Annotated in this window: 14 protein-coding genes; 3 read left to right on the plus strand and 11 right to left on the minus strand. The window is 47.5% G+C overall.

Going from position 1 to position 12,953, the window contains the following annotated elements; genetic code table 11:
* Positions 1-342: 342 nt before the first annotated feature.
* Both PMG71_RS02870 and PMG71_RS02875 read right to left on the minus strand, forming a co-directional pair.
* Positions 343-936, minus strand: a complete 594-nt coding sequence (locus PMG71_RS02870; protein ID WP_283752133.1) for a chromophore lyase CpcT/CpeT — start codon at positions 934-936, stop codon at positions 343-345.
* 45 nt (positions 937-981) lie between these two features.
* Positions 982-1,176, minus strand: a complete 195-nt coding sequence (locus PMG71_RS02875) for a hypothetical protein (protein ID WP_283752134.1) — start codon at positions 1,174-1,176, stop codon at positions 982-984.
* 13 nt (positions 1,177-1,189) lie between these two features.
* Between PMG71_RS02875 and thrC the strand changes: the two genes are divergently transcribed.
* Both thrC and PMG71_RS02885 read left to right on the plus strand, forming a co-directional pair.
* Positions 1,190-2,278 carry a threonine synthase gene (thrC, locus tag PMG71_RS02880; RefSeq protein WP_347179187.1) on the plus strand — a complete coding sequence of 363 codons (1,089 nt, stop codon included), beginning with the start codon at positions 1,190-1,192 and terminating at the stop codon, positions 2,276-2,278.
* A gap of 178 nt (positions 2,279-2,456) precedes the next feature.
* On the plus strand, positions 2,457-4,799 hold the full coding sequence (locus PMG71_RS02885) for a CHAT domain-containing tetratricopeptide repeat protein (RefSeq protein WP_283752136.1): 2,343 nt from the start codon (positions 2,457-2,459) through the stop codon (positions 4,797-4,799).
* Between the two features lie 82 nt (positions 4,800-4,881).
* Here the strand turns inward: PMG71_RS02885 and cobO are convergent, their stop codons facing one another.
* The 3 genes from cobO to PMG71_RS02900 all read right to left on the minus strand — a co-directional run bounded on the left by cobO (position 4,882) and on the right by PMG71_RS02900 (position 7,345).
* A complete protein-coding gene (cobO, locus tag PMG71_RS02890) occupies positions 4,882-5,505 on the minus strand; it encodes a cob(I)yrinic acid a,c-diamide adenosyltransferase (protein ID WP_283752137.1) in 624 nt (207 codons plus the stop codon).
* A 234-nt stretch (positions 5,506-5,739) separates the two neighbouring features.
* Complete coding sequence (locus PMG71_RS02895) at positions 5,740-6,003, minus strand: ParB N-terminal domain-containing protein (protein WP_283752138.1); 264 nt, start codon at positions 6,001-6,003, stop codon at positions 5,740-5,742.
* Positions 6,004-6,538: 535 nt separating this feature from the next.
* Positions 6,539-7,345 (minus strand): pentapeptide repeat-containing protein, encoded by an 807-nt coding sequence (locus tag PMG71_RS02900; RefSeq protein WP_283752139.1) that lies wholly within the window; start codon positions 7,343-7,345, stop codon positions 6,539-6,541.
* Positions 7,346-7,471: 126 nt separating this feature from the next.
* Between PMG71_RS02900 and PMG71_RS02905 the strand changes: the two genes are divergently transcribed.
* Positions 7,472-8,056 carry a phycobiliprotein lyase gene (locus PMG71_RS02905; protein WP_283752140.1) on the plus strand — a complete coding sequence of 195 codons (585 nt, stop codon included), beginning with the start codon at positions 7,472-7,474 and terminating at the stop codon, positions 8,054-8,056.
* 38 nt (positions 8,057-8,094) lie between these two features.
* Here PMG71_RS02905 and PMG71_RS02910 read toward each other — a convergent pair whose 3' ends face one another.
* The 6 genes from PMG71_RS02910 to PMG71_RS02935 all read right to left on the minus strand — a co-directional run bounded on the left by PMG71_RS02910 (position 8,095) and on the right by PMG71_RS02935 (position 12,948).
* Positions 8,095-9,063, minus strand: coding sequence for a coiled-coil domain-containing protein (locus tag PMG71_RS02910; protein WP_283752141.1), 969 nt, complete (start codon positions 9,061-9,063; stop codon positions 8,095-8,097).
* 109 nt (positions 9,064-9,172) lie between these two features.
* The gene (locus PMG71_RS02915) at positions 9,173-9,790 is read right to left on the minus strand and encodes a chromophore lyase CpcT/CpeT (protein ID WP_283752142.1); all 618 of its coding nucleotides are present in this window, start codon (positions 9,788-9,790) and stop codon (positions 9,173-9,175) included.
* Between the two features lie 141 nt (positions 9,791-9,931).
* Positions 9,932-10,462, minus strand: a complete 531-nt coding sequence (locus PMG71_RS02920) for a phycobiliprotein lyase (protein WP_283752143.1) — start codon at positions 10,460-10,462, stop codon at positions 9,932-9,934.
* Positions 10,463-10,478: 16 nt separating this feature from the next.
* Positions 10,479-11,057, minus strand: coding sequence for a rod-capping linker protein CpcD domain-containing protein (locus PMG71_RS02925; protein WP_283752144.1), 579 nt, complete (start codon positions 11,055-11,057; stop codon positions 10,479-10,481).
* A 167-nt stretch (positions 11,058-11,224) separates the two neighbouring features.
* Positions 11,225-12,097, minus strand: coding sequence for a phycobilisome linker polypeptide (locus tag PMG71_RS02930; RefSeq protein ID WP_283752145.1), 873 nt, complete (start codon positions 12,095-12,097; stop codon positions 11,225-11,227).
* A 290-nt stretch (positions 12,098-12,387) separates the two neighbouring features.
* Positions 12,388-12,948 carry a phycobiliprotein lyase gene (locus tag PMG71_RS02935; protein ID WP_283752146.1) on the minus strand — a complete coding sequence of 187 codons (561 nt, stop codon included), beginning with the start codon at positions 12,946-12,948 and terminating at the stop codon, positions 12,388-12,390.
* Positions 12,949-12,953 lie beyond the last annotated feature (5 nt).

Consider the following 12,953-nt stretch of genomic DNA (forward strand, 5'->3'; position numbering starts at 1 on the left):
ATATCAAGTCCGGTTTCCGCAAGCGGACATGAAAATTGGTTAAGAAGCGGGCAAGATGCCCGCACTCCTCGAATTCTTTGATCTGACTGGAGTGGGAGCATCTTGCTCCCTAAATTTTTAATTAGGGTATTTCCGCTTCGCGGACATGAATAAGCGAACTTGATATAAGCACCTCTAATATCAAGTCCGGTTTCCGCAAGCGGACATGAAAATTGGTTAAGAAGCGGGCAAGATGCCCGCACTCCTCGAATTCTTTGATATGACTGGAGTGGGAGCATCTTGCTCCCTAGATTTTTAATTAGGGTATTTCCGCTTCGCGGACATGAATAAGCGAACTTGATATTATTGGGTTTGTACTTCATGAGCAAAGTTTTCCCAGCGCACAAACTCGAAAGGGCCAGCAATAGAACCCCAGACCCTTTCATCGGTTTCGAGGTCGCGTCCCCGGTCTAAGCTAATGAGTCCTGCTGGACTGACTTCAAATTCGCTATCGAGATAGGTGGTTTTGCCATTACGAACTACTACGCAACCTTTTCCAGGTTCGACTTTGGCTTTGAAGCTATGACCCGTCCATTCAACGTTGAAGGTGCATCCAGGCAGTTTTTCGATCCGCTCTGCGGTGAGTTTTTGGAGGCGCTCAGGGTGTCGAGATGCACCATAAAACTCTTCTTCATTCAATACTTTATGATTTTCGACTTCAATTTGATTGTCCTTGAGGACAAAGTTGAGGATGCGGGTACGATAGGGTTGGGTGACATCTAGATGGTAGGCTTGCTCTAGATATAAACTAATATTGCCCATGAGATTAAAGGGGAGCGGACGCATACAGACGCGAATATGGGCAAAAAAGGGCGGATTTTCAAAGGCTTGTTCTTGATTGCTAAAGTCAGCGGCCATCCAGCGAGCTAGGGTGGCAATATCTGTAGAATGGGTCATTTTGATTGGGGATCTAATCGGGAAATGAGGGCTTAAAGAGGGGTTTTAATGCGATCGCTGAGGTATTTTATCATCTCTAGGGAGCGATCGCCGTCTTCTATTGCCGATCCCATCATGTATCTCCCCCATTCCCCCACTGGCGATCGCCAATCGTTTTCCTAAAAGGAACCCATAGATTAAACTAGAGAGAATAGATATCTTAACCTTCATTTGGATTAACCAAGCGAACGTGACTGCCATTTTATCAACCCAGATCGGCCAAACCCATCCAAACTCGTCCGCACGCAGCATTTGGAAAGGCTTAATTGAGACTTACCGTGCCTACCTTCCCGTAACGGAAAATACCCCTGTGGTCACCCTCTTAGAGGGGAATACGCCCCTAATTCCGGCTCCGGCGATCGCCAATCAGATCGGGAAGCAGGTTCAGGTCTGGGTAAAATATGATGGATTAAACCCCACCGGCAGCTTCAAAGACCGGGGCATGACCATGGCAGTCTCGAAAGCCAAAGAAGAAGGCTCGAAAGCCGTCATCTGCGCCAGCACCGGTAACACCTCAGCCGCAGCCGCAGCCTATGCGAAACGGGCAGGCTTAAAGGCATTTGTGATTATCCCGGAGGGTTATGTGGCTCTCGGTAAACTGGCTCAAGCCCTACTCTATGGGGCAGAAGTCCTCGCCATTAAAGGCAACTTCGACCAAGCCTTGGCGATCGTGCGGGAAGTGTCTGAAAAGTATCCTGTTACCCTCGTGAACTCCGTTAACCCCTATCGCCTGCAAGGACAAAAAACTGCCGCTTTTGAAGTCGTCGATGCATTAGGGGATGCTCCCGACTGGCTCTGTATTCCCGTCGGTAATGCCGGTAATATTACCGCCTATTGGATGGGCTTTTGTGAATACCATCAAGAGCAAAAATGTAGTCAACTGCCCAAAATGATGGGCTTTCAAGCGGCTGGAGCAGCCCCCATTATTGCCGGACACCCCATTGAACACCCGGAAACCCTAGCCACCGCCATCCGTATCGGTAACCCCGCCAGTTGGGATCGGGCAGTCGCCGCCCAAGAAGCCAGTGGTGGGCAATTCCAAGCCGTCACCGATGAAGAAATCCTCGCTGCCTATCGCCTGTTAGCATCCGAAGAGGGCGTTTTCTGTGAACCCGCTTCTGCGGCATCTGTGGCTGGGTTATTGAAGATCAAAGACCAAGTACCCGAAGGAGCAAAAATTGTTTGTGTTCTCACGGGCAATGGCTTAAAAGACCCCGATACCGCCATTAATCATAGTAACAACCCCTGTCATCAAGGCATTGAGGCCGATGTACAATCTGTTGCGGCTGCCATGGGCTTTTGATACACTTCAAAAGTAAAGATTAAAGATGCGAGCATCTTGCTCGCTGCCTTCCTCTAGCGAGCAAGATGCTCGCACTCCTTCTCATACTCCCCCGATCTACAAAAGTTCCCTGACTTTAGGCTCTAAGCCTTGTAAAGAAAGTTAGAGCCTCTAGTCAGGAAAAGGTGCAGGTGAAGCGGTGACTCAAGAATTTCATTTGTCGGTCACGCCAGTGGGTTATGTCAGGGAAAGCGCCAGCGAACATCTACCCCTGCGTAAAACGTACTTAGTGCGAACGGAATATGCTGTTCCTGGAGTTCCTCTAGGGGAAGAACAGGTAGAATGGCCGATCGCCAATTGGCTAGAATTAACCGAATATCTCATTGGCGATCCCCTGTTTTCCACTCCCCTTTCCTCAGATGCAGTGGATGTGTTGAGCTTCGGAAAAAGCTTGTATAACTCCCTTTTTCAAGGCACGATCGCCCAAAGTTGGCATACTGCCCAAGGTGTTGCCCGTAATCGAAACGAACCTCTACGCTTTCGTTTGTACCTAAAAGATCCCTTGGTTGCCAAACTCCCTTGGGAAATTCTCCATGCTGGCGATCGCCCCCTCACCACCAATACCGAAATCCTCTTTTCTCGCTACCATATCAATCCCAGAGTCCGCCCTTTACCGGATAATCCCATTGTCGATCCCTTAAGAATATTGATGGTGCTTTCCGCTCCAAACGATCAACAAGCATTAGCTCTCGATCAAGAAATGAAACGCCTCAAAGACGAATTACAACGTCATGAAGGCATGGGTCTAAATATACATCTAGATATTCTCACCTTTCCCGATCGCCAACAACTGACCGAAACCCTAGAACAAGGACAATATCATATCTTCCACTATTCCGGCCATAGTCAAGCCAATGCCTGGGGAGGGGAAATCTATCTCAAAAATCAACACAATGGCTTAACCGAACAACTTCATGGAGAAGATTTAGCCGGTTTATTAGTCAATAATGGCATCTTGATGGCTCTCTTCAACTCCTGTTCTAGTGCCGGAACCGGGGATACCAGTTTAGCCGAAAGTTTGCTTAAACGCGGCATTCCCAGCGTATTGGCAATGGGCGATCGCATCCCCGATCGAGTCGCCATTACCTTTAGCCAATTATTCTATCGCAACCTCAAACGAGAATATGCCATTGATTTAAGTTTAAATCGTACTCGCCAAGGTCTCATTGCCACCTATGGTTCCGATACCCTCTATTTTGCCCTGCCCATTCTCTATTTACAACCGGGATTTGAACAGTTTTCACCGGTAAACAATCGCCCCCATTCTGCACCCTCTCCTCTACCTCTTGCTGCTCCTACACCGGGAGATCGCCCCCCCGCCAAGAAGAATAAAGCCTATTATCAACAGCGCATTCAAAACAATCCCCAAGATGTCGAAGCCTACGATCAATTAGGACTGATTGTCTATCAAGAAGGTCAAATTGAAGATGCCATTGCTGCCCATCAGATGGCCCTATTAATCGATGGGAGTTATACAGATGCTTATTACCATTTAGGCTGTATTTTTTATGATCAAGGACAAATACAAGAATCTGTTGAATTCTATCGTAAAGCCCTGAATATCGATCCCCAACATCCCCAAGCCAATCTTGCCCTCAATCAAGCTTTGTCCCACAGTCAAGCGGTTGCTGCTCTACCGGTTAAGATTCCCGAAGAACAACAATTACCTGACCAAAAGCGATGGATAAAATTCCCCGCTTTTCCTTTGCCCATGATACGCTTGGGATGGATGGGTATGAGCATTGTAGCAGCACTTTCTCTTCTAATTGTTGCTGCATTTCCAGCCTACAGGAGTTGGATTAATTTCCAGCAAAAGTCTACCATTGTCCTCCCTTCTCCGTCTCCAGTGGAGTCCTCTAATCCAGAAAATGCCAATCAGACTTTGAGGAATCAAGCCATCTCTGAGTTTAATCAAGGTAATATAGAGCAGGGCATTACCCATGTAGAAGCTTTGCTCGATAGCGATAATGCAGTCATTTCCTATGCAAAGCAAGCCCTAGAATCCGTTCCTCATCAGTTCAAAAATGAGCCAGAGATCAACTATATTTGGGGACGTTTGGTTTGGCAAGCCCTGCAACAGGGAAATTTAGAGTTCAGTGCTGATGATGCCAGACGCTATTGGGAATGGGCGATTAAAGGAGATGACCAAGAGCCAAAATACTACAATGCTCTAGGATTTGCTTATTCTGCTCAGGGCAATTGGTATGAGGCTCGCAAGAATTTTTCTAGGGCAAGACGTATCGCTGAGGCTCAGGCTTCCCCAGAAGTGTTAACGGCTTATGCTGGATTAGCCTTGGTTTTGGCTCAGGATAATCAAGAGGAAGAGGGCATTGAATTATATAAAACGGTAATGAAGAGCGATCCTTTGGGGTTTGAGCCTCGATCTCTGGGACGCAACACTTGGTTATGGACGAATGAGGCGATCGCTCAATGGGGCTTTTTAGGTGATCGGGCGACTAAACTTGCGGAGAATGGGGAATGAGTAGGGAGAAATGGGTGAAGAAGCGGGCAAGATGCCCGCACTCCTGTATACCGGACTTAATTTGATGAATTTTGAATTGATTTTAATACTCAATTCCTGGTTGTGCCTTCACTCCCTGCTCCCGGAAAGGATGTTTAATTAACTTCATTTCTGTGACTAAATCTGCGGCTTCAATTAAGGCTTCTGGCGCACCTCTTCCCGTGAGAATGACGTGGGAATCTTCTGGTTTGCTGCTTAAACCGGCGAGAATTTCTTCTACTTGCAAATATCCTAGTTTAAGTGCCACATTAATTTCATCGAGTAATACGAGGCGAAATTCTGGGTTTTGGATATAGCTGAGTCCTTCTTGCCAAGCTTCTGTCGCTTTGGCAATGTCGCGATCGCGATCTTGAGTATCCCAGGTAAACCCCTCTCCCATCGCCTTAAACTCCAGTTGCTGGGGAACCCAGGGCTGTAAAACTGCCTTTTCTGCTGGTTCCCATGCTCCTTTTATAAATTGCACGATCGCTACTTTATACCCTTGACCGAGCGATCGCAACACCATCCCCAAAGCCGCCGTCGTTTTCCCCTTCCCATTTCCCGTATGGACAACAATTAAACCTTTCTCCTTATTCGCTTTGCCCACTCGCTCCTTTTGCACCTCTTGGCGGCGTTGCATCTTTTTCTGGTATTGCTCGGCGCTCAGAGATGAAGATTGGGTATCCATAGCAGAAATACAGTTGATGTGATCTCTACAGTTTATCAGAGTTGGCAAGAGAAACCCCTTGAATACCCTAATTAAAAACCGAGGGAGCAAGATGCTCCCACTCCAGTCATATCAAAGAATTCGAGGAGTGCGGGCATCTTGCCCGCTTCTTAACAAGTTGAATGTCTCTCGAAAGATCGATCCGAGTGTCATAAAGTTTGGTATTCATAAGCTGTGATGAGGAGTAAGGTTTACTTAAGCAAGATGTTTTTGCAATACGGCACGAGGAGCGCGACGCACTCGACATTGAATGGTTTCTTTGCCGAGCCGTTGATGGGCTTCGTAGCGATGGCAACCGGAAAATCCATAGTAGTTGCCTTCGACTTCTAGCACGTCAATGGGTTCTTGTAATCCGATTTCGGCAATGGATGCCATCAAGGACTCTACCTTGGCGGGATCGGTTTGCCGAGGTAGGGGACGACGAATCTGGTTTAAGGGAATGTCTGCAATCCGAATCATCCTGGTTTACCTGGATCTGACCTTTATTAATCATAGTCGGTATGACTTCGTTTTGCAAGGAATATCAAATCTGCTTGTTCATGTCTGCGAAGCGGAAATACCCTAATTACAAAAGTAGGGAGCAAGATGCTCCCACTCCAGTAATATAAAAGGATTAGAGGAGTGCGGGCATCTTGCCCGCCAGAGAAAAGTTCTAGGGAGTGCGGGCATCTTGCCCGCCAGAGAAAAGTTCTAGGGAGTGCGGGCATCTTGCCCACTAGAGAAAAGCTCTAGGGAGTGCGGGCATCTTGCCCGCCAGAGAAAAGTTCTAGGGAGTGCGGGCATCTTGCCCGCCAGAGAAAAGTTCTAGGGAGTGCGGGCATCTTGCCCGCCAGAGAAAAGTTCTAGGGAGTGCGGGCATCTTGCCCGCTAGAGAAAAGTTCTAGGGAGTGCGGGCATCTTGCCCGCTAGAGAAAAGCTCTAGGGAGTGCGGGCATCTTGCCCGCTAGAGAAAAGCTCTAGGGAGTGCGGGCATCTTGCCCGCTAGAGAAAAGTTCTAGCCAAACGTAATCCCTAAACTCTGAGCTGTGCTATTGCGGGTAAAGCAGTTCCAAGTGCCCAATTCTTGCGCTGGCCGTCCACAGAGAATACTTTGGACTGACTCAGTTAAGCCCTTAACCTGGCTAAAATCAGCTCCGGCAATATTCTGTACTTGATCAAAACTAGCTCCAGTGAGGTCGGCGCAGCGAAAATCGACCCCTTGCAGTTCCGTATTATTCAAGCGAGCGTTACGCAAATTAGCGCCGGTTAAAAAGGCTTTTTGTAAATTGGCTCCACTTAAGGCTGCATCTTCTAAATTGGCTCCTGTTAAGTCGGCTCCACTGAGGTAAGCGCCGCGCAAATTAGCTCCCCGTAGGTCGGCTCCTCGGAGGTTGGCGGTATTCAAAAAGGCTCCGGCTAAACTGGCTTTGGGGCCGACTGCTCCAGATTTCCGATAGTGAAAACCTTCTGGCCATTGAGTTTCACTGTCATAGAGTGCCAGTTGGAGTCTGGCACGATCTAAGATGGCAGTGCTTAAATTTGCCCTTTGAAGTTGCGATCGATTTAAGTATGCGCCTTTGAGGTTCGCGCCCTGTAAGTTTGCACCCTGGAGATCTGCCCCTCGTAGATCTGCTCCTTCTAGGTTAACTCCGCTTAAGTTAGCGCCGCTCAGGTTTGTGCCAATCAAATTGGCTGCGGCTAAGTTGGCTTGATTTAAGTCTATGCCGGATAAATCCATTTGCATAGCGTCTATTCCGGGGCAAGCGGCTCCAGGATGCAGTCCGAGTTGCTTGGCTGTCTCGCAATAATCTGTAGAAACCATGTTTTAATTGATCAATATAAACCGATTGGGTTTATCCTAAAATTTTAGGGCACATAACTTAGAGTTTTGTTAACTTTTCTTAATTAAAACCACATCTCGATCTGCCAACAGAAGGTTTAAAGATTCATGTTACTAAAGCATCCTATGACGATGATGGACTTCTTTCGCAAAAGTGAAGGGGTTTGGTACTCGGAGCGCACTGTTCATCATTTTGATTCGACGATTAATGAGTCTGGACTTTCTAATCTGATTGTCCAAGTTTTTGGCCCCAATGACCCGAAAGTTCTGGAACTTTGTGAGACGAATAATACCGATCCGGCAAAAGCGGCTGGGGGGGCAAGTTTTATGTGGCAAGATAACTTAGATGCCGAAAAAGAACCGAACCCCAATTATGCGGCTATTTTAGTAGATATCCCGAATGCGGAGAATCCTCGCCAAGGCTATTTTTTACGAAATCGGGGGTATGTTGAGGGGATTCCGGTGATTGGGCGATACCATTTTGCCCCGGATGGGGTGTTAACGATTGAAACGGAGTATGAGCGCAACCAAGGACAGGAAAGGGCTTGGTTTATTACGGATAATTTCCGGGTGCGCGTGAGTACGGTGAAAATGATGAATGGGGTGAATTTGATGAGTTATTCTTCTGAACGTCGGTGTGTTCTTCCGAGTCAGTTGCAAGAGTTGAATGAGAACTATTCGGCGATCGCCTAGTCCAAATAGGGGCGAAAAATTTTTCGCCCCTACAAAGCTTAAAAGGTATGAGTGCGCCACCGGTTGAGGTGATATTCACCGATAGAGGAAAACTGCTGCATTTGCTGCATTTTTTCTTCTAACGCTTGGATGGTTTGCTGCTGGAGATACAGTTGCGATCGCAATTCTGTTTCTTTAGCATGGGGCGTTTTCATGCTTTGTAATTGGGACTGGAGACTATCAATGACTTGGCAGTGTTGTTGCAGCTTCCGTTCTAGGGCTTCATACTCTTGACGAGAGATGAGCGCGGCCGAGTTTTGCTGGTCTTGTGCTTGGGATAACTGAGCTTGAAGGGCTTCATAATGCTCTTTAGCCACCGTGGTCTTTTTCAGCGCCTCATGGGTTTGCTCAAGTTCATTGACTTGGGCTTGCAGTTGGGCAATGGTTTGTTCTTGTTTAGTGACTTTCTGCTCCCAAGCGGCGATCGCCTCTTGATTTTTCCCTTCAGCATCATTTTTTACTACATCCTGGCTATGCTGAAGCTGCTTAACTTGGCCGTGCAACTCAGAAATGGTATATTCTTTCTCCGCCACTTGTTGCTTAAGCAAGGCCACCCTGGAAGCCTCTTTCTGGTAAACCGCCAGCTTTTCCTGTAGAGTTGCCAACGTCTTGTCTTTTTCTGCCAAAGCTTGGTTCAGTTCCGCCAGGTCTGCCGAAGTCGGCGGAGCTTCTTGGCTAGAAACTTGACTCACTGCAATATTTTTCAGGGTGGGAAACTTGCCCTCATTTCCTGAACCATTGGCCTCTGCTGATTTGGACTCAAAGTCTAAAGTTAGAATCGTATTCGTCAGCTCACTTTTAACGCTGATATATCCCCTAGACATGCGCTCTATTAATTCAGAGCGTGATAACTTTGTGGTTTTAGCCATCTCGTTGAGTAGCTCTTTACCGGTGGGAGTAATTGAAATTCCTAACTTCATTTTTGACTCTGAGTATTGGGTGCGGTTATTTTTTGGTTCTTTAGCCATTTTAGCAAATTGGGGGTTAAGGTTTATTTTTTTTTACACTCGTTTATCCTTCTTGCTTTTCAAAGGGGAAAGTTGTTCAGGTTCAGTCTCTCTCGGTTCTGGCGAAGACTCATCGAAATTGGGAGGGCAGTTCCTGGGCAAAACTGGTGATTTTTTCAAATTCCAAGGCTCCCTCTTTTGACCCCCAAATTTGTTCATGGGTATTTACATCCATGCCCCGATCCAGACTTTTCCAAGTCGTTTCTGTCAGTTCTACTTCACTGACTAAGTAAGTTTGATGGCCTTTCCGATGAATCAGACATTGATTTCCGGGTTCGACCGCTCCTCGGTAGCCAGTTCCGTCCCATTGGAAAACCATGGAGCAGTTATAGCGTCGTTGGATAACTTGGGGAGTAATGGTCTGGAGAATGCTGAGTTCTCGTCCTGAACCGGCATAAAGAATGGGGTCTTGTAAGCTATAGTTTTCGATATAGATGCGATCGCCGCGATCGACTAATTGATGTACACCTTGACGATAGGGTGTCCAGAGGTCGTAATCATAGACTTGCTCGGAATAAAACCCAATCCCTTGAAAAAATTCCCAGGGCAAGGGTCGCCACAGGACATGAATATGGGCATATAATGTGGGATGGTTATAGGCTTGCTGATGATTGCTAAAATCTCCAGCTAACCAATGAGCCAATCGAATCAGCTCCTGGGAATAGGATGCGGATACACCAGAGGTCATGGAAAAGTTTGCTATCGGTTTGCTCGGCCTTTCATGGCCCTAACCTGTTATTTATGATCTCCTGATTATATCTCAAATTGTGGCGTTAATCCATATCGGGGATCAAAGATAAATGGACTGTTCAGAGGGCGCTCTCAAGGGTTAGGAAGACAGAGAACGAATTTCAGACGAGAAAGAAGCCGTCGTCACCCCTTGACCATCACGGGTTTTAATCTGGGAAACCCGAAAGCGTAAATTGGGGGTTGCAAACCAAATTCTCTCTTCAGCGGCCGCCCGATCGTATTCAGTGATTAAGGTAAAAATACCCTCTTCATTGAGGGAATATTGACCGATCGCCGGAATCGTTTCCGCATAACCGCGATCGCGTAGCAGTTTCCCTTTCTGGGGATAATTGGGATCGGGAATGGGCACTAAAATACAAGAGCCGCTTAGATCTTCTTCATCATCCCAATCCGATTCACCTTCCCAAGTCATCTTAAACGGCGACTCCATACTGGCTGGATCGATCTGATATAAGCCACAGACTTCCAGAACTCCAGGATCTTGGGGGTCTAGGGCTATGATATCGATGGTCGATCGCACTTCTTCAAAGTGGGCAAAAGCCAAATGATGGGCACTCCGTTGCGATCTCCATCGGCCAATGGACTGTTGTACAAATTCTTTGAGATCCATAATCTTAACTGAAATCTTACCGATACCTTCTCCGCCGTCTTTTCAGGGGTTGACTGCGGAAAAATTGCCGTCTTTGCTTTCCTAGAGATAACTTTCTCCCTTGCCTTCGATCTCGTTTAGGGCGTTTGATCGGCTGACGACGCACCGGTTTGATCCTGGACGGATCGACTTTTCCCTGGGGAAACCAGGAATACACGGGCGAGAGCGGTTTAACGGCTTCAACTGGCACAGATTGGGTGAGTGTTTGAGTTGGGGGAGACATCGGAGCTTCTGGCGGCAAGGGTGGGGTTAATTGAGCATTGGGAGATGCTGGCTCCCCTCTCATCTCCTCTCTTTCATCCGCAGACGATGCTTGTGAGGTCAACTCTGAGATTCTCCCATCCTCCATCGGGGTTTGAGATCTCTCTAGCGCTTGGGTTACCGGTTGAACCTCTAGGATTTTCCCTCCAAAACGGTGAATCCGTTGTATCGCTTGAGATAACTCACTTTGCCGCACAGTTAACCAAGTTCGGGAGCGGCGCTGATGGGGGTAGCTTCCTCCCTCCACTTGTAGACGCACCATGGGTTGATCTAAGCCTTTGTCATCTAATCCCATAACATCTGATTGCTTTTGCGTTTTTTAGGCGATCGCCCTCTTCTCCTATCCCACCACCCTTGCACAGGGGTGAACCCATTTTTCTGATAACCTAGGCGACTACTTCACAGAAGGCAGCAGAACGGCATCCGTCCTACTGCCACCTATCCATCATCAACCGATCGGGACTAATTTACCGCAGTAATGCTGGCAATCTTACCCCCTTGTTTATGAATCCGTTGATAGGTATCAGAGAGTTCATCAAAGGGAACCAACAGCACTTTGTTGCTCCAACGGAATTTGGGCATCTTATTGAAAGCCCGTGGCGAACAATAACCGGTTACTTCAACCCGATAAACCGTTCCTCCTTCGGTAGCTCCTGTACCCAGACGAGTCCGAGCGCTGGAGGGAGGTTCTTGGAAAGACCAACCGCCAACCCCACCAGAGGGAGGCACAACGGCGGTTGGAGTTCCTTGAATCACCAGTTTATTGAGGCGAGGACGATTACCGGATAAGCTTCCTTTCAGGTCACTGCTTCCAGGGCCACGCATGAGTTGGAACATATGGGTGAAGCCCACCAGATTTCTGACGCTTGCGCTTTTGTAGCCGCGCACATAGGGAACAATATTTTCCCCAAAGGTGTTTTGATACTCGTCGCTATCGATGTAGGAATCAATATCCGCTTCAAAGCCTTGCTCATTCAAGATTGCACCATGAAATTGCATGTCTTCATAGCTATCGGGAGCGCGACCCAATAGATGCTTGAAGTTCAACTCAATTAAGCGGAACGGAGGGCAAGTCTCGAAGAAACGAGAGCGATACAAGCCAGATTTGGCGACTTGACGCACGAATTCACGAACACTGATTTCTCCCCGCTTCAATTGAGATTCGGGGACACTCAGCCGTTCGTTTTCCATCACATAGGCATTGCCTAATACTTGGCGGTAGACTGCCCGGATGACGGCTTCTACTTCTTCACCCGATTGTCCTGGCCAGAGTTCAATGGGGTCGGTTTCTTCGTATACAGAAACTCCTAATTCCGACGCGGGTCCAAAAGGCATTTATTCTAATCTCCTTTCAAAGAGGGTCTACAAAAGGGTTAATTCCTGGGAAGGATGCTTAAAAACGTTAAGAAACTTAACATTTTGGTTCAGAAAACCCGAATCCTAGAATTAAGCTGGTTTTCTGACTGTATCCCAGTTGTTTCCAGTTTATTCCTAGTTTCCGTCTCCTCATTTATACACCGAGGGTCGGTCGAGAAAGTGTGAAGAATTGTAAATTTCCAGCCTCCCAAAGGGGACTTATCCTCTCGATCTTCTCAGAATACGAGCCATTGGGCTATTCCTAATTTCTAGATGGGGATCTGTTTTTGTTCCACCCCAAAGCCCACAAGAGTCAATTGATCTAGAGGTTGCCCTTCTGGGGGGCGGTGGGTGTTGAAAATGCGCCGAATTCTGAGTGTGGGATTGATCAGGGTAATCGAGTCCACGGAAACAACGCGAGTATAATTGGTTGTCATCAATAATTCCAGAGTTTCGGGATTAAAGCGAAATTGGGCGACTTTGGGCTGTTTCTCTTCGTAGGCCCGATCGCGCAAATAATCCCCTATCAACACTCCAGAGACTTCCTCCTGGGGTACAAACAGCATATTAAGCTCTTGGGAAACCCGTTCCCCTTTTTCCGAAACCGTCTCAAACCCTAAATGAAAACCGCACAGAGATTCGATATTATCTACATCCGGCCGCTGATTATCCTTAAGGACTTGGGTTTTCGCTGCGGTGGATAAGGGCGCGATCGCAAATTCTGTGCGCGATCGCTCCACCTCCTGAACCGTCAAATAATGATAAGTCCGCTCCGTCACCCATTGCCCCACACAACAATCAAAAAAATACCGAAATCGATCCATGGACATCTCCC

The sequence above is a fragment of the Roseofilum acuticapitatum BLCC-M154 genome (assembly GCF_030068475.1).
GTDB lineage: Bacteria > Cyanobacteriota > Cyanobacteriia > Cyanobacteriales > Desertifilaceae > Roseofilum > Roseofilum acuticapitatum.